This is a genomic window from Sphingobacteriia bacterium, from assembly GCA_017304685.1.
In the GTDB taxonomy this organism is placed as follows: Bacteria; Pseudomonadota; Alphaproteobacteria; order Rickettsiales; family 33-17; genus JAFKLR01.
Map to the genome: position 1 here is coordinate 597,688 of JAFKLR010000004.1, position 17,095 is coordinate 614,782.

Here is a 17,095-nt window from a genome sequence, read left to right on the forward strand (position 1 = left end):
TATTAAAATATTTATGAAACGAATATTATTCTTAATTATAATCTTATTTAATATAAGGTTAGATGCGTTTGCTGTAAAATATTCATTTTTTCCACTTTCAACCGAAATACAAATTTGGAAAATTTTACCTTTAATTCAAAATATCCCTAAAGGGTCTTATATTACTGTAGGAAGTGAAAGAGGCTTTAGAGCTGCTTCACAGAGTGATAATATTGACTCTTTAATTTTAGTAGATATTGTTCCAGAAATTTTACGTTTTAACTATATCAATATTGAGCTTTTAAAAGCTAGAAATAAAGAACAATATAAACATTTAAGATGGAATTCTACTTTTAGCGAATGGAAGAAAGTAAGTAAGTATTTAACCTACCAAGATTTTGAATGGTGGTATAATAATGTTAGAGATTTGGAAAAAAGTAGATATCCTTTGCCTGAACTTTTAAATAAATATGGGGAATGGAAATACTTAAGTAAATTTAAGAAAATTAAAGATAATCTATTTGAATTTTATAAGTCTATTAATAGTCATAAAGCAATTACTAATAAAAGGTTGAATCAATTTATTGAAAATAGTTCTTACGCTCAATTATTAAAAATTGCAAAAAAATATAAATTAAATCTGCAAATTAGTGCAGAAGAATGGGAGTGGTGGGAAAAATTTGGTAAAAATAGAGAAATGTATTGTTCTAACCTTTGGCTAGATAATCCGAATCAAGTAGTGGAGCTTGGTAAGCTTATAAATTATAAAACAGGCAATTATTTATTTGATGATAAAAATTATAATAGGCTTCATAAGCTTGCTTTAAATAATAAAATTAAAACTTTTTCTATTAACCTTCGTAATAATAAAGATTTAGATAACTTAATTAGTTTTATAAAAAAATCCAATTTGATTATTTCAGTTCTTGATGTAAATAATTTATCTCACAAAGATTATGTAGGAGAAGAAAGATTAAATTACCTTGTGCGAAGACTTAGCAATTATGGAAAAAATAATTCTGTGGTTATAACAATGATGAATTATAAAAACTTTGGTTGTGCAGAGTTTCAAAGCTATGTAGGGTTTACTTTTGATAATGTTAAAGAGTGGAATGATTTTAAATTGCAAACATTTTTTGAATCTATTCCTACTGATTGGGCGGAGCTAATTAATGGCAAATTATATAGTAAAGGGGAAATGCCTGCTGAATTTATTAATTACCCTGAATGAACGTTATTTTAAATCAAATAATAAAAACTCAGATTCTTCTATTCCTTTAACTAAAATTTCTTTTTCTTCTTCAATTCTAGCGCCGTCACCGGTTTCTAATATTTCATTATTTACAGTGATTGTGCCTTTAATAATTTGAATCCAAATGCCACGATTTTCTTTTGGTGTAAATAGTAACTCTGACCCACTTTCTAAGATACAAGCATAAATATTTGCATCTTGTTTTATAGTAATTGAATTATCTCTTCCATCATTTGAAATAATAAGGCGTAACTTATTTTGTTTTTCTATATCAGGAATATATATTTGTGTATATTTTGGGTGAGATTCTTTTTCATTTGGCATTATCCAAATTTGTAATAAATGAAGCTCTTCAGAATTTGATGAATTAAATTCACTATGTGTAACGCCGTTTCCAGCACTCATATATTGAACATCTCCAGCTTTTATAACTGAGCCATTTCCTAAACTATCTTTATGTTCTAATTCTCCATTAATTACATAAGTTATAATTTCCATATTTTTATGTGAATGAGTAGGAAATCCTTGCGAGGGTTTTACAATATCTTCATTTATAACTCGCAAATTTCTAAAGTGTATGAAATTTGAATTGTAATAATCTGCAAATGAAAATGTATGAGAGGTTTGTAACCATCCATGATTAAAATTACCTCTATCCTTTGATTTACGTATTAAAATCATTTTAGCTCTACTAAAGGTTGAAAAAAATAAAATTAATTATATACTAACACGCGATAATAATATATATGATATTTTAATATAATGTTAAGAAGCTGTATTATTCATTAAAAAGGGAGAAACTTTATGATGAAAAGTGATGACCCAGATCTTTTAAGAAAAATTTTGGATTCATCAAATAAAAATTTTGACGATGAAGATTTAAAACAATATTTGTTATATCTTATGGGTCAAGCTACCCCTCAGCAATTTTTAAATGAAAAGCTTTTAAATAAAGTAAGTGATATTTAAGTGTAATTTAAGAACGCTATACTTTCAAAAGTTTTATAGAAATATATAATTTGATTGCTATAGAAAAGTTATTTAACTGTTTATGACAATGTAGTAGTTTTAATTGAAGCTGTTTTAATAGCCAAATTAAACTCATTGTAAGGAATAAATTGTTATGTCACTAAATAGTAATTTTGACCCAAGAAAAGATCATGCGGTAATATTTAATCCTAATGATAAATCTTCAGTACTTCAAGCTCTAACAGTTTATAAAAAAATAATTGAAGCTAATGCAGAACTATCAAATAGATTTTTGATGGAATTTAAAGATGAAATAAAGGATGGTAAACCTTTATCCCTTGATGCCTGGAATGGATATGATGACAAAATAGATGATTTTATAAATGTATGGTTTAAAATTTGTAAGTCGTTTAATGATTGTATAGAAAAAATTCCTGAAAATTTACAGCAAGATGAAAATATAAAAGCCTTAATACAAATAAATAAATCTTTTATAACAGAAAGCTGGAATAAAATTGATATAGTTAAGAAAGAATTTCCAAAAACTAATGTAATTATACCTGACGAATTGGCACCATTTATGGCTGCAACAGCTATATTATTGGAAGAACAAAGACAAAATGTACGTAACACTAATGTAAATAATAACAAAACATCACGAGAAAAACTTAGTGAACAGCTGATTAATCTTGAGGGTGTTATTAATGCGATAATTTATTTGAAAGGGGAGAAAAATCTTCCGTTAATATCAATATTACAAGGGTCATTTGTTATACCGGTGGAGATGTTATTTAATTGGTTAAATAACACGTTTAAGCTTTTAAAACAAAATGTTAATAATGAAAATATAAAAGAATTTAAAGATTCTCTTTTATTTATTGAATCAAATGGTAATAAAATTTTAAGTCTATTCAATAAGCTTACTACATATTTTGACTCTAATTTAATAGCGGCTTTTGAACATTTTGTTCAATATCCAAGCTTTGAAGATCCTGTAATATTAAGAGAATGGTTTAATGATGCTACTAAAAATATAAACTTTTTTAATAATGAAGAAAAACAAGCTTTCTTTGACGCTTTTAGCAAAATTTATAATCTAAAAAGAAATGTAAATATAATAAAAACAGAGCTTCAAGAAATGCAAATTCATATTGAAAGAGAAGATGTGGTAAATAATACTAATACTACATTTAGAGGTAATAATAAGACCAATAATAATTCTTGCGAGCAGGGTAGGTAAATTTATTTAAAAGAAAAAAGCCCCGCTATAAACGGGGCTTTTAAATTACTTACGTAAGTTTAGTCTCTTAATTAAAGCTTCGTAACGCTCTTGAGAATTTCTTTTTAAATACTCAAGTAAACGTCTTCTTCTACTAACTAAAATTAAAAGCCCTCTACGTGAATGGTGATCTTTTGGGTTAGCTTTAAAGTGTTCTGTTAAATTGTTAATTCTTTCGGTAAGAATTGCGCATTGCACTTCAACTGAACCAGTATCTTCTTTGCTGAGGCCATATGATTTAATAAGTTCAGCTTTTTTGTCTGTTGTTATCGACATCAGAAACTCCTTAAATTTTTTATTGGTTGTAAATAATTTTCAATGTTTTTAGCAATCGACACTATGTGAAGCTCATATTTCAATAAATAAATGGTTTCACTAAGTGGCTGATTTGCCATAATTTTTTGCCCTAAGCTTAGTCTTTTAAACTCTTCTTCCCCTATTTGAAGAACCGGGATGTCGTCCAGAATCTCTTCAATTGAGTAAAGAAACTTATAAGCGGGGTCATCATAATATACTTTTTCTAAATAATCTAGTGTAATTGTTTTATTGATATTAATTTTACCGAATTTCGTTCTTTTTAAATAACTTACGTGTCCCAAAGACCCAGCTTTTATTGCAATGTCACGTGCAAGTGACCTTACATATGTACCTTTGCTAACTAGAGTCCGTAAGGTAATTTCGCCATGTTGAGCGCTTATTATATCTAAATTATAAACCTCGATATTCCTAGGTTCAAGGTCAAATTCTACATCGTTTCGAGCCATTTCATAAGCTCTTTTACCATTAATTTTAAGTGCTGAAAATTTTGGGGGGATTTGGGAAAGGGGGCTTAAAAATTCCGGTAAAACATTTTTAATAGATTCTAAACTTGGAATAACATTCGTTTCTTCGATAATTTTTCCTTCTAAATCAAGTGTGTCAGTTATGGCGCCAAATTTTATAGTAAACTCATATTCTTTATCGTTATTAAATATATATTCCATAGCGCGTGTTGCTTCATTTATTGCAATAGGAAGTAACCCTTCAGCAAAGGGGTCAAGAGTTCCCGCATGGCCTGCTTTTTTTATCTTTAAGATCCTTTTAACTCGGCTTACTGCTTGTTGCGAGGTGAGGCCCTTTGGTTTATTTAATAATATGAAGCCGTTCATGAATAGTTTAATAAGGATGTTGTTAAGCTATTTATATATAACAAACTGCTACAAAAGGGAAGATTCTAATTTAACTAGTTTTAGAATCCTATTTGAAAATTATTCTTCTAATAATTCAACTTTTTCTTTTGTTAAATTATCATTGGATAAATTTTCAATTTCAAGTTCCTGTTGTTTGTCTTGATTAATGATTTGATATCTATCTAAATATTCAATTTTATTTTTATTTGTTATACCATAATTTTCGATACGGTTTAATTTTGGTAAAAGGTTTGCATTAAATGAGCCAGCCATTTTATCATAGGCTGTCGCTGCACTTTTTAGGCTGTTACCAAGTTTTTTTGCATGATCTTGTAAAACAGAAAGTGCAGATACAAGTTTAGTTACTTCTTCTAAAATTGCATCAGCGTAACCGGCTTTTTTAGTTTCACTAATAACAAATTTTGCATGTGATAAAATATTTACAAGTCCTGCTGGACCAATTGGAAAAATATCACTTTCCCAAGCTTTAGTCATAAAGCTACGGTCAACTTTTTGAACCCTTTCTAAAGCAGTTTCACTCGGAATGAACATTAAAACGGAAATTTGTGAAGCTTTAAAATTAGAATTTAAGCTATTTAAAAATTTTCTAATGGCTTCTTTATAATCTTTTTGTGATAAGGATTTTAAATGTAAACCCATTGACTGGCTTAATTTGTTTTCAAAAAATTCTTCAACGTTTTCGTTACCAAATTCCATGAAAAATTTGGAGGCTTTACTATCAATTACAATAACATTATTACCTGGTAAAAACACTACTGCATCAGGGCGTAAGCGTGAATCTCCTGCATCGATTGAAAATTGCATATGAAAATCTATTCCATGAATAAGGCCTAAGGACCTTAATATATTTTCAAGCGTAGTTTCTGCTAATGCCCCAGCGCCTGCTGGATTTAAAAGTGCATTTTTAATAAAATCTACAGAGGTAGTAGAAGTTTTAACCTGATCGCTTAAACTTGCCACAGTTTTTACGACGCTTAAAAATTCCTCATGAATTTTATTAGTAGTTTCTTGAATAAATTTTTGGTTAGTTTCCTGTATGGAAGTTTGCTCTTGCTTATGGTTTGCAATTAATTGTTCGGAAAGAGATTTCCCTACTTCAAAAATAGCAGCTTTCGCATGCTCCATTGATTCTTTTTTAAGCTCTTGCCATTCCCTTAATTTGTTTTCATTTTCTTGAAGCTTAAATCTCATTAAATCAATTTCTTTATCAAGAAAATTATTTGATTCTTTTAATTCTTCAAGAAGAGCTTTATATTGCTCATTTTCTTTATTTAAAATATCTAAAAGTGTTGCAGCTTGTGCTTTGTTTATTAGTTCATTGTTCAAAGCAGTTTTAAATTTATTATTTTTTATAACTAGATAAATCAAGCCAGAAAATAATAGGAAAAGTGAAATTGCATTGACAATTATTATACTAAGTTCCATATAATTATTACCATCATTTATTTTCAAAAGTAGTTTATATGAGCAATTATACATACTCAACAATTATTCTTGCCGCAGGACAGGGGACAAGAATGAAATCGCCATTACCAAAGGTAATGCATAAGATTGCTGAAGTTCCAATGATAGAATATGTTATAAATACAGCAAAAAAATTAAATTTAAGTGAGTTTACGGTTGTTTCACGAAGTGATGCTATAATACTTAATGATTTTCTAGAAGAAAATCAAGTTAATACTTCATATCAAAATCAACAGCTTGGTACAGCCCATGCAGTAAAATGTGGTTTGAAAAATTTAAATTTAGAGAGTGATGCAACTTTAATTCTCTATGGTGATACACCCTTAATTTCTGAAGAAACCATTTTAAAAGCAAGTGAAGTTTTATTTGCTGATGAAAAAAATGCGGTTGTGGTTTTTGCTTTTGAATATTTAGAAAGTAACCAGTACGGTAGACTTGAGTGCCAAAAAGATAATGTAATAAAAATTATTGAATTTCGTGATCTTGAAGATAAACAAATAGATAAGCTTACCATTTGTAATGCAGGTATAATGCTTGTAAGAAGTAATATAATTAAGAAATGTATTGAAAAAGTTGAGCCTAATAATTCTAAGGGTGAATATTATTTAACTGATATAGTTGAAATTGCAAATAATGAAGGTTTTACAAGTAAATATATTCTAGGTGAATTTGAAGAATTTTTAGGGGTTAATTCACAAAAGGAACTTGCAAACGTAAATAAGATTGTGCAAGAACGGATAAAAAATAGGTTTTTAGATTCAGGGGTTTCGATAATTGACCCACAAAACACTTATATTTCATATGATGCAAATATTGAACCTAATGTTACTATTTACCCATTTAATTTTATTGGTAAAAATAGCGTTATTAGATCCGGATCAATTATAAATTCTTTTAGTCACATTGAAGGAGCATATATTGGAGAAAATTCAATTGTAGGGCCCTTCGCAAGAATTAGACCAGGAACTAAATTAACTGAAGAAGTGCACGTTGGTAGTTTTGTTGAAACCAAAAAAGCAAAGCTTAATAAAGGTGCTAAAGCTAACCATTTAGCTTATTTAGGTGATATTGAAATTGGTGAAAAAACTAACATCGGAGCAGGAACAATTATTTGCAATTATGATGGGTTTAATAAACACAAATCTGTTATCGGTAATGATGTGTTTGTAGGTTCTAATAGCACAATTATTTCACCTGTAGAAATTGCAAATGGAAGTTTTATTGCAGCAGGTAGTGTAGTTAGTAAAAATGTTGAGGAAGAAGCATTAGTTGTAACACGTGCTGAAGAAAAGCATTATGCAGGCAAAGCTAGAATAATTAAAAAAAGAAAATCAGAGGAAGTTAAGCGATGAGTTCTGAAAATAATAATGCAAATATTACAATTGACGAAGAAAAAGAAAATAATATTTCAGAAGTTTCTCCAGAACAAGTTGTGCTTACAACTTTACTACTAGCTTCTTTACAAGCGCAAAATAATCAAAAAAGAAAAATTTCCACAGTCGATACAAAAAAAGTTTTATTAGGAAATGGTATAAACAAAAGCTCAAGTAAACGTGAAATTCATGATAAAAGAAATTGCTCTAATAACCCAAATAAACAGCAAAGTAGAGGATTTAGACAGTAATTTTAATAATTCATTAATAAGGAGAATTAGTAATGTCAAAAGAGAAAATTTGGGAATATTCTGAAAAATTACGTTTAATTACAAGGGAAGTAGATTCAAGAGAAAGTAATAACCAACAATCAAAAGTAATGAAGCTATTAATAGCTTCTTGCATCATTCTCGGTACACTTGCATTTTTAGCTCTCCCTAATTCCACTGCAAGAAATTTAATTTGTGGATTCTTTGGGATGTTAGGCGGGGTAGTATCGTTTGTACACCTCTTTACATGTACAGTGATTAATTGCATAGCTTCTAAACATCCAATTACAAATGCTACGGTTTCGGATACTGAATTAAAAAAAGAACAAAGTGAGATTATAATAGATTTAAAAGGTGAAAAAGCTGAGTTTAGGAATAATCAATTAATGAGAAATTTTGATAATAATGTTCCTAAGTCATATAATGGCTTACCTAATGTTTGAAAAGTTTAATTTAGATAAGCAAAATGTAATGAGAGAATAAGATTTATTATAAAAAATCTCATATAACAAATTTCTCTTGTTAAAAGAAAATTACTCTGTCAGAATCAAATACACTAATCGTTAACTAATGGAGAGTGAGATGAGGCAAGTAATAAACCACCCTACTTCTTTTGCAAATAATGATAAGGTTAAAAGTGTAAGAAAAGAAGTTATAATTACGGACGGAAAGGCTTATTTAAAGCCAATTATATTTAAAACTTCTTTTAAAACTATAAGTTCAACCGACTAATTTACTAATGTAAATTATAAAACTAACAAGCGAACCTTGCATAATATTTAATATTTTAATATATTTTTATATATAAATAATAAAACAGGTAAGGCATGAAAGTTTCTATTAAAGAAGCTAAGAATAAGTCCTCTCAAAAAAATACATCAATTATTAAAGCCTTATGGTTTTTTCAAATAGTTAAGTGGTTTAGTATAATAAATATATTTTTTGCCGTCCCACTTCAAATATGTAAGCACACAAATGAGCCGTCTGAAGATAATAGTCTTTCAAAGGATATAGGAATTTGGATATTTTATATGACCACCTTCCTTGCTTCCTATTATAAAATAAATAAAATTAATAATAGAGAAAATGAGGAAAAAAGAGTAGATAATATAACTATAGATAGAAATAGAGGGTTTAATGTTATTTTAAAGAAGTAAGGCTAATATTGTGTTTGACAAAGAGATTATAAACCTTTATAACCATCGGAATGAAAACACATCTATGGCGTATTACTCATTGATGTTTTGCCTTGAAATTCAGTAAGTTATTTAAACAATTAAGGTTAGTAAGAAATGTTTGCAGTCGTAAAATCGGGTGGTAAGCAATTTAAAGTATCTAAAAATGATATTGTTAAATTAGAAAAATTAGCTGGTACACCTGGCAGCGAAATAAAATTAGAAGAAGTTTTAATGATTGGCTCTGATAAAAAAGGGATTATAATTGGTAGTCCATTTGTAAAAGGTGCAATCGTTACTGCTGAGATTTTAGCTCAATCTAGAAATGATAAAGTGGTAATTTTTAAAAAGCAACGTCGTCAGCATTATCGTAGAAAAAATGGCCACCGTCAGCCAGTAACTCATGTTAAAATTAAAGATATAATCGCAGGTTAAGGAGTTTGAACAATGGCACAAAAGAAAGCAGGTGGTAGTTCACGTAATGGTCGTGATTCAGAAGGCCGGAGACTGGGCGTAAAGAGATCAGATGGTCAAATTGTTCTTCCAGGTACTATTTTAGTTCGTCAAAGAGGTACTAAATTCTACCCTGGTAAATTCGTTGGGATGGGTAAAGATCATACAATTTTTGCTCTTGAACCAGGTTTTGTTAGATTTGAACGTAAAATCAAGGGAAGAGTTTTTATAAACGTTGATCCTATTGATTTAGACTTTGAAGAAGATATAGAAGGACAAGCTTCTTAAAAAATAGCTTTTAGTTAAATAAAATAAAAAATGGGTTTGTATTATTTAGTACAAACCCATTTTTTATTATAAAACATTTTTTACCTTGATTATATAAAACAAAAATTAGTATATTAATTTATACTAAACTTTATATAGATATTTGGGATGATTATGTTTAAATTATGGTTTTCAATTATATTTTTAATTTCATATATGAGCCAAGCCCAGGACGCAAATTATTCTTATACTTCAATTAATAAAGAAAAATTAGATCAATCATTAGCCGCTTTAGAAAATTTTTATATTAATAATCCAGTAAGATTAGGAATTAGCGTTACGCATATTGAAAAAAATCTTACTTACTCATATCGCGGGAATGAAAAATTTAAAATGGCAAGTACCGTAAAATTGCCGATAGCAATTTATGCCTTAAGTTTAGTTGAAGCTACTAAATTAAATTTAAATGAAGTAGTTGAAGTAAAACAAGATCAATTAATACCATATAGTAATATAAATAATTATGCTAATTGGCCTAAAATGGATGTTACGTTTCTAAATTTAATGGATTCCATGATTGCAACTAGTGATAATACAGCTACAGATATTATTTTAAACAAAATAGGGGGTATTGCAGCTGTGAAGCAGTATTTCACAACTCAATATAATGGCATATCAATTGATAGAAATATGACGCAATTATTTTTAGATTATATGGGTTATGATAAAGTGCCAGACAATTCTAATTTGCTAAAAATAAAAGAAGAGTTTTATGCAGTAAGGCCAAGCGCTGATAAAGATAATTTTGCACGAAAATTAGCGAAAGACGAAAAAGATACTACAACCCCTGAAGCAATGAATAAAATTATAACTGATTTTTATAATAAAAAATTCTTTGGAGATAAAACTGTAAAATTCCTTTTACATTTAATGTCAAAAGCTAAAGGGAATATGCTGCCTGGGTTTTTAACTAAAGATCAAGCCCAAATATTTAATAAGCCTGGGATGTTTAGCCATGAAGGTAAAGAATATTATTTTACTATCTCCTCAGATGTAGGTATTATAACTTTACCTAACGGAAACCATTTAAGTATTGCAATTTATGCAGATACTGAAGAAAGAATTGGTAAAGATGAAATGAGAAGTTTAATTGCATTAGCTTCTAAAACATTATACGACTATTTCTATTTCACTTTTTAAAAAATCTATAAAAAATAATTCTTTAAAAATTTTAAGTTTGAAATTTCGCTTTTATTTGTTTTCGTATGCAAAGCGATATTAAATAAAGCTCTTTTATTTATTGAATTAAAACTTATAAATCGCTCAAAAATTTATAATTTTTAATATATAAAATACTATAAAAACAAATTTTGTTTGTGCTCAATTCAATTATTTTAAATAAATATAAAAATAACTACTTTAATAATTTGACAATATATTAACTTTCATATAAATTATTTAATATATTAACATTAATAAGTTATAGTTTATTTTTTAATAAGTTGAAGTTGGTAATAACAAATAGGTAATGCAACTAATGAGAGATGATAATATTAATCAAAGAGTGAACGGCTTAGTGAAAAATATTTCATATAAATTACTTTCAGAAATGAATAGTATTATAGAAAGCGATTCTAATAAAGACCCTCTTATTACAAAACTAGATATCATGACAACGATAGCTGGAATTATTCACAAAATTTCTTCTGTAAATTTAAATGATAATGTAACTTTACCTAATGAAGCTATCAATGACAAAAATTTTAAATTAAATGATGATGAAATATTACTCCTAAATCATTACTTAACAAAAAATACATCAAACGAAAATAATGTTAATTCTAATTATGAAAATAATGTACGTAGAAATTTAAAAGATAAATTTGAAGCGTTAAAATATAATTCATTATCATATACTCAAAAATAGTTCTAAACTGATACAGTTTGCTAATTATTATTTCTTAGTTGTATGGAAAATTCCTTAATTCAATTTTTTTCGTTAGTAAAATTTAAAAAAATAAGTATAAAATAAGTTTCATGTATAACTTATGTAGGTTTATAACATGGAAACGTATAGCTTATGCGGAGCTAGTTTTAAAGATGGAAAAGTTAGCTTTGATATTCAAATAACAGGAAAAGCTATTTTCTTTAAAATGAATATTGAAGAAATAAAAAAGAATATTTCACGATTTAAAAAGATTTACATACCTATAATTTCTGAAATGTATGCAGCGTACTCTACGCATAATGTTGAAAAAATAAATAGTTTAATTAATAAAATTAACTCTCCTAATCAGCCACAAATATCTAGCTACCTTCTTATTTTTAGTTCTTTATACATAGTGTTTATGGTAATAGCAAATTTAACGGGCTCAAAAATAACTAATTTTTTAGGCTACTACATTCCTGCTGCGTTATATTTCTTTCCTTTTACTTATATTCTTGATGATATTTTAACTGAAATTTATGGTTTTAGAATTAGTCGCTCGATAATATGGGCAGGATTTGGTATAAACTTACTAATAACAATTGGCTGCCTTTTAGCGACTTCATTGCCAGCTTCACAACTTTGGGAAGGGCAACATTCATTTGAACACGTATTTGGTCATACACCCAGAATATTTATAGCATCAATAATTTCCTATTTTTTTGGTGAGTTTATAAATTCATTAATATTATCAAAATTAAAAATTCTAACTCTTGGTAAGCATTTTTGGTTACGTGCAATTTCAAGTACAATTATTGCAGTTATAATAGATAGTATATTCTTTTGTACAATTTCGTTTTATGGTGTTTTGCCCGTAAACTTACTTATCTCAATGATAATACTACAATGTATATTTAAAATAAGTTATGAAATTATAATGCTTCCTATAACTACCAGAATAGTTGAATATATTAAAAGTAAAGAAAACTCAGATGTATTTGACTTTAATATTAGCTATAATCCTTTTACGTGGAGATAAAAAATCAGGTGTAATTTTATTTATTGCACCTGATTTTTTAAACTAAAATAAATTCTGCGTACTAGTAAATAGCTTTACCATCTCATTATAAAAATCTTTCTAACGTATGAATAAATATTAAGGCAATATTTATGACTAAATTTATAAAGTAAAATAGTAATATTTCAAAAGGTTTGGTATATAATAAAAAATGCCTTTAAGAAAATATCTTAAAGGCATTTGAAATAATTAGGATTTTTCGCTTAATTATTCAGCGTGCATTGAATCCATTGTTTCGTTTAATTGGTCTGTTTTAACTGGGTTTTCACGTAACATATAACCACGACCCCAAACAGTTTCAATATAGTTTAATCCGCCTGAAGCATCAGCAAGTTTCTTACGGAGCTTACATACGAATACGTCAATAATTTTTAATTCAGGCTCATCAATACCGCCATAAAGGTGATTTAAGAACATTTCTTTTGTAAGTACTGTACCTTTACGCATAGCAAGTAATTCAAGAATAGCGTATTCTTTACTTGTAAGGTGGAGCGGAGTACCTTCAACTTCAACAGTTCTGGTATCAATATTAATGGTAACTTTGTCAAATCTAATAACTGAATCAGAATGACCTTTTGAACGTCTGATAATAGCGTTAATTCTTGCTAATAATTCATTTTTATCATATGGCTTATTTACGAAGTCATCAGCACCAAAGCTAAATCCCTTAACTTTATGATCCGCACCTGAAAGACCTGAAAGGATCATAATAGGTGTTTTAATTTTTTTGCTTCTGAGTCTGAGGATAATTTCATAACCAGTAATATCAGAAAGCATTAAATCTAAAATAATAATATCATAATCATAATGTTCTGCAAGTTGTGCGCCTTCTTCACCATTAGAAGCAACATCCCATTTATAACCTGCTGAGGTTAACATAATGCCTAGTGCATTTTGCGTAGCTGGTTCATCTTCAATTATTAAAGCTCTCATTCAATTCTCCTTTTATAAATTAGCTGGAAAACCAGTTAGTAAAAATTTGTTAACTATTGTATACGATCAAAATCATTTTTCAACCCAAGATTTACATAATGACGACGATCTTGTCAAATTAACTAATTGATTTTATTAATATTTATTTAAACATAAACTGAATGATAATATTTCAGTTTTTAATTAAATATCAAGATAAAAAATCAATTTTTTTAAAATTTCTACATAACCAGTTAAGCAAATGGTTTTTTAATGGTATGTAAAACCATTGTTTTTTAATTATTAATAAACAATTATTAATAATTTTATTAACAATTGTTAAGAATGTCAAGTATTAATTTATTTGTTTTTTAGAGAAATTACGATTATTGTTAATATAGTTGAAAAATTAATTAATTTTAAATATTATTATATTTACTATTTTGTGTGTATTGGTTAATTATACTTTTAATCCTTTCCAGCGGTTATTATATTCTATATTTAAATCAAATAAATCTAAGCTTCTTATAACCGTATGATTTACAATTTCTTCAATAGAATTAGGATTAGTGTAAAACGCAGGAACAGGAGGGGCAATTATGCCACCCATTTGAGAAACTTTAAGCATTTGCTCAATGTGCCCTACATGTAGAGGAGTTTCTCTTAATAATAAAACTAATTTTCTACGTTCTTTTAAAATAACATCAGCTGCACGTGTTATTAACGAATCAGAAAAGCAACTTGCGATGCCAGCCAGTGTTTTAATTGAGCACGGAGCAATTATCATACCGTCAGTACGAAATGATCCACTTGCAATAGGTGCCGCTATATCAGAAGGTTGATAGGTAATACTTGCAAGCTCTTTAATTTCGTTCACGCTTTTTTTAAGTTCAGAAGAAATAGTAATAAGAGCAGATTTGCTTATTATTAAATGAGTTTCTATGTTTAAATCTTTTAAAATTTCAAGGATTCTAATACCATAAATAGCACCAGAAGCCCCAGTTATTGCAACAATTAATTTTTTATTAGGCATTTAAGGACCAACTCTTCCATTATCTCCTCTATTTCTATCAGATGAAACCATTTTAGCAAGATCTTCTTCTAAAACGTTAAGCTTTTGAATGCTTTCAGGTGTTAAATCTTTTTCAAAGGTTTCCTTTGCTTTATGTACGATATCCCTTAATTCCTTTACATGGCTTTTATTAGATTTAAAACCGAATGAGCTCATAAATTCATTAATCCATTCTACAAAAGACTCAATAGCCTTTTCCATAAAGGATTGGCCTTTGTAATTATTTAATAGCGTTTTAATTTGTTTTTTCTTTTCAATGATATTGTTATCAACAAATTGATTTACTTCTTCTGGTAAATTTTGGTCAGGTTTTGGATGAATAGTGTTTAAAAGCTCATCCACGAAGTTTTGTATCATTTTAGCTTTATAAATATATTGCATGAATTGGGTGTGTTCAAACTGCTTATAAAGACTTGGATCCTGACATTCTATTGTAAAAGTAATGTTATTTAGTAAATTTTCTTGGTCAGATAATCCAAAAATAGGAAAGCTATGGTTATTATTTTCTTCGCCATAATTATTTAATTTACTAGAATCAATTTTAATAGATGAAGTAAATTTACCTAATATTTTATTATCACGTATATCTGTGAAGGCTGTTTCAAAACTTACTTCAATATCATTATTATCTTTTTTATTTTCTTCTGAGATTTTTTTATAAATGACTTTAGGATTAGCATCTGCCATTATATAATCATCTGGAAAATTTAAAGCTGTAAAAACTCTAGTGTTTTGGGCGATAATCGATGTTAAAAATTCAGCCTTGCCTTTATCAATTGTAAGTTCTTTACTTAATGTTTCATTAATGTAATTTAAGCTATTTTCTCTTTTTGTATTAATATCCTTAAAAGTTTGATCTATATATTCTTTAGCATTTATTGCATTAATTTCAACTTGAGTATTACTAATATCTCTTAAAGTTTGCTTTTTGTAATTCTCTGCTATGTCATTAAAAAAGTTATTAAGATTTTGATGTATATTTTCAGGCGTTGAACTATCGATAATTTTAATTGCAAATGCGGTGGCATATAATGGAGAAAAACTCTCAAAATCCTTATTAGGTAATTTATATTTTTTATTATTTTCATCAGTAATGCTGATTTGACGAATATATTCTTCAGCATTAATTTTTTGCTTATCAGTTTTTAGCAATAACTCTAATTCTTGTAAAAGTTTGCTTCTAATTTGGTCGATTTCAGTTGAATTATATTCAATATTATTACTGACATAATTATATAGCTCGCTTAAACCATTGATTTTAAACCAAGTTTTAAAATCATAAGCGTTCATTAAGTAATATCTAGGATTTGCTCCTTCAAAACTCTCAGCTTTATCAGTTTCAAAATCTTTTACATAATTTTTAACTAACTGCCCATCGAACATATATCTTTTCATAACAACCAATTGTTTAATATTATTATAGACTATAATAATATTATATCACTATTTATTAAAATATTAAATTAATATTTAACTATTTTAAATATTTAGATTTCTTTAGCCATTTCTTCAATATCTTTTATTGAACTTACTGGTTTTGCTTGGATATCAGGAGTTATGCGCTTTACAAGGCCGCTTAAAACCTTACCACTTCCAATTTCATATATTCTATCAATGCCAAGTTCTTTTGCTTTAAGCACAGATTCTCTGAATCTTACCCTGCCTGCTACTTGCTTAACTAATAGTTCTTTGATTGTTTCAGGGTTAGTTACTAAATCAGCGGTAATATTTGCAATTATTGGTACTGAAGGGGATTTAACTTCTTCATTATTTAAAGCTTCTTCCATTACTTTTTGTGCTGGAATCATTAAGCTACTATGGAAAGCTGCGCTTACAGGTAATTTTACAGCTTTTTTACCATGTTCTAAAGCAACCTGAATTAAATTTTCGATAGCCGCTAAATGACCACTTGCAACGATTTGTCCTTCTGCATTATCATTTGCAATTTCGCATGTTTTATCATTTGTTTTAGCCAAATCGACATATCCTTCAGCCTCATTAATATTGCAACCAAGAAGTGCTACCATTCCGCTAGTTCCTTTAGGGGCAGCTTCTTGCATTGCTTGACCGCGTAGTCGTAATAATCTTGCAGCTTGTGGTATACTAAAACTTCCTGCAGCTGTAAGAGCTGTATATTCACCTAATGAATGACCAAATAAAACTTTAGCAATGTCTGCAATTTTTATATTGAATTGCTTTTCCATAACTTTAATTAAGCTTATTGACATAGCCATTAAAGCAGGTTGCGTATTTGTAGTTAAAGTTAATTCTTCTAAGTCGCCGCTAAAAATTATGCGGGAAAGTTTTTGTTTTAAAACTTCATCAATTTCCTCAAAAACCTCTTTAGCTTCTAAAAAGTTTTCATATAATTCTTTACCCATTCCAACCGCTTGTGAACCTTGACCAGGAAAGATGAAAGCTATTGACATAATATTT

At 28.1% G+C, this 17,095-nt stretch carries 22 protein-coding genes; 14 read left to right on the plus strand and 8 right to left on the minus strand.

All coding sequences use genetic code 11. The features are described 5' to 3' along the window. The first annotated feature begins 13 nt into the window (after window positions 1-13). Complete coding sequence (locus J0H68_08310; GenBank protein MBN8828696.1) at window positions 14-1,210, plus strand: hypothetical protein; 1,197 nt, start codon at window positions 14-16, stop codon at window positions 1,208-1,210. Between the two features lie 3 nt (window positions 1,211-1,213). Here the strand turns inward: J0H68_08310 and J0H68_08315 are convergent, their stop codons facing one another. Beyond that, window positions 1,214-1,912, minus strand: coding sequence for a pirin family protein (locus tag J0H68_08315; GenBank protein ID MBN8828697.1), 699 nt, complete (start codon window positions 1,910-1,912; stop codon window positions 1,214-1,216). A gap of 123 nt (window positions 1,913-2,035) precedes the next feature. Here J0H68_08315 and J0H68_08320 point away from each other — a divergent pair, with 123 nt between their 5' ends. Continuing rightward, window positions 2,036-2,200 carry a hypothetical protein gene (locus tag J0H68_08320; protein MBN8828698.1) on the plus strand — a complete coding sequence of 55 codons (165 nt, stop codon included), beginning with the start codon at window positions 2,036-2,038 and terminating at the stop codon, window positions 2,198-2,200. A 154-nt stretch (window positions 2,201-2,354) separates the two neighbouring features. Next, a complete protein-coding gene (locus tag J0H68_08325) occupies window positions 2,355-3,440 on the plus strand; it encodes a hypothetical protein (protein ID MBN8828699.1) in 1,086 nt (361 codons plus the stop codon). Between the two features lie 45 nt (window positions 3,441-3,485). On the opposite strand, the gene rpsO is transcribed toward J0H68_08325, so the two are convergent. The 3 genes from rpsO to rmuC all read right to left on the minus strand — a co-directional run bounded on the left by rpsO (window position 3,486) and on the right by rmuC (window position 6,094). Next, window positions 3,486-3,755: a 30S ribosomal protein S15 gene (gene rpsO, locus J0H68_08330; GenBank protein MBN8828700.1), complete on the minus strand. Its 270-nt coding sequence runs from the start codon at window positions 3,753-3,755 to the stop codon at window positions 3,486-3,488. Further along, window positions 3,755-4,627, minus strand: coding sequence for a tRNA pseudouridine(55) synthase TruB (gene truB, locus J0H68_08335; GenBank protein ID MBN8828701.1), 873 nt, complete (start codon window positions 4,625-4,627; stop codon window positions 3,755-3,757). The genes rpsO and truB overlap by 1 nt, the downstream gene beginning before the upstream one ends. A 99-nt stretch (window positions 4,628-4,726) precedes the next feature. Further along, window positions 4,727-6,094, minus strand: a complete 1,368-nt coding sequence (gene rmuC / locus J0H68_08340) for a DNA recombination protein RmuC (protein ID MBN8828702.1) — start codon at window positions 6,092-6,094, stop codon at window positions 4,727-4,729. Window positions 6,095-6,132: 38 nt separating this feature from the next. Between rmuC and glmU the strand changes: the two genes are divergently transcribed. From glmU to J0H68_08390, 10 genes are all read left to right on the plus strand, one after another. Further along, window positions 6,133-7,485: a bifunctional UDP-N-acetylglucosamine diphosphorylase/glucosamine-1-phosphate N-acetyltransferase GlmU gene (glmU, locus tag J0H68_08345; GenBank protein ID MBN8828703.1), complete on the plus strand. Its 1,353-nt coding sequence runs from the start codon at window positions 6,133-6,135 to the stop codon at window positions 7,483-7,485. Beyond that, window positions 7,482-7,757 (plus strand): hypothetical protein, encoded by a 276-nt coding sequence (locus J0H68_08350; protein ID MBN8828704.1) that lies wholly within the window; start codon window positions 7,482-7,484, stop codon window positions 7,755-7,757. Before glmU ends, J0H68_08350 begins: the two co-directional genes overlap by 4 nt. A 32-nt stretch (window positions 7,758-7,789) precedes the next feature. Then, on the plus strand, window positions 7,790-8,218 hold the full coding sequence (locus J0H68_08355; GenBank protein ID MBN8828705.1) for a hypothetical protein: 429 nt from the start codon (window positions 7,790-7,792) through the stop codon (window positions 8,216-8,218). A gap of 139 nt (window positions 8,219-8,357) precedes the next feature. Continuing rightward, window positions 8,358-8,507, plus strand: coding sequence for a hypothetical protein (locus tag J0H68_08360; GenBank protein MBN8828706.1), 150 nt, complete (start codon window positions 8,358-8,360; stop codon window positions 8,505-8,507). Window positions 8,508-8,602: 95 nt separating this feature from the next. After that, the gene (locus J0H68_08365) at window positions 8,603-8,932 is read left to right on the plus strand and encodes a hypothetical protein (protein ID MBN8828707.1); all 330 of its coding nucleotides are present in this window, start codon (window positions 8,603-8,605) and stop codon (window positions 8,930-8,932) included. A gap of 135 nt (window positions 8,933-9,067) precedes the next feature. Next, a complete protein-coding gene (gene rplU / locus J0H68_08370; protein ID MBN8828708.1) occupies window positions 9,068-9,385 on the plus strand; it encodes a 50S ribosomal protein L21 in 318 nt (105 codons plus the stop codon). 12 nt (window positions 9,386-9,397) lie between these two features. After that, complete coding sequence (rpmA, locus tag J0H68_08375) at window positions 9,398-9,691, plus strand: 50S ribosomal protein L27 (protein MBN8828709.1); 294 nt, start codon at window positions 9,398-9,400, stop codon at window positions 9,689-9,691. Window positions 9,692-9,844: 153 nt separating this feature from the next. After that, on the plus strand, window positions 9,845-10,870 hold the full coding sequence (locus tag J0H68_08380; GenBank protein ID MBN8828710.1) for a serine hydrolase: 1,026 nt from the start codon (window positions 9,845-9,847) through the stop codon (window positions 10,868-10,870). 337 nt (window positions 10,871-11,207) lie between these two features. Further along, entirely contained in the window at window positions 11,208-11,597 is a 390-nt protein-coding gene (locus J0H68_08385) for a hypothetical protein (GenBank protein MBN8828711.1), read from the plus strand. Window positions 11,598-11,733: 136 nt separating this feature from the next. Then, window positions 11,734-12,636, plus strand: coding sequence for a queuosine precursor transporter (locus tag J0H68_08390; protein ID MBN8828712.1), 903 nt, complete (start codon window positions 11,734-11,736; stop codon window positions 12,634-12,636). 246 nt (window positions 12,637-12,882) lie between these two features. Here the strand turns inward: J0H68_08390 and J0H68_08395 are convergent, their stop codons facing one another. After that, entirely contained in the window at window positions 12,883-13,608 is a 726-nt protein-coding gene (locus J0H68_08395; protein MBN8828713.1) for a response regulator transcription factor, read from the minus strand. On the opposite strand from J0H68_08395, the gene J0H68_08400 reads away from it, so the two are divergent. Further along, window positions 13,556-13,738 carry a hypothetical protein gene (locus J0H68_08400; protein ID MBN8828714.1) on the plus strand — a complete coding sequence of 61 codons (183 nt, stop codon included), beginning with the start codon at window positions 13,556-13,558 and terminating at the stop codon, window positions 13,736-13,738. The genes J0H68_08395 and J0H68_08400 overlap by 53 nt on opposite strands. Before the next feature lie 309 nt (window positions 13,739-14,047). Here the strand turns inward: J0H68_08400 and J0H68_08405 are convergent, their stop codons facing one another. The 3 genes from J0H68_08405 to fabD all read right to left on the minus strand — a co-directional run bounded on the left by J0H68_08405 (window position 14,048) and on the right by fabD (window position 17,088). Then, window positions 14,048-14,620 carry a UbiX family flavin prenyltransferase gene (locus J0H68_08405; GenBank protein ID MBN8828715.1) on the minus strand — a complete coding sequence of 191 codons (573 nt, stop codon included), beginning with the start codon at window positions 14,618-14,620 and terminating at the stop codon, window positions 14,048-14,050. Next, entirely contained in the window at window positions 14,621-16,054 is a 1,434-nt protein-coding gene (locus tag J0H68_08410; GenBank protein ID MBN8828716.1) for a hypothetical protein, read from the minus strand. Between the two features lie 92 nt (window positions 16,055-16,146). After that, on the minus strand, window positions 16,147-17,088 hold the full coding sequence (gene fabD / locus J0H68_08415; GenBank protein MBN8828717.1) for an ACP S-malonyltransferase: 942 nt from the start codon (window positions 17,086-17,088) through the stop codon (window positions 16,147-16,149). Between the last annotated feature and the right edge of the window lie 7 nt (window positions 17,089-17,095).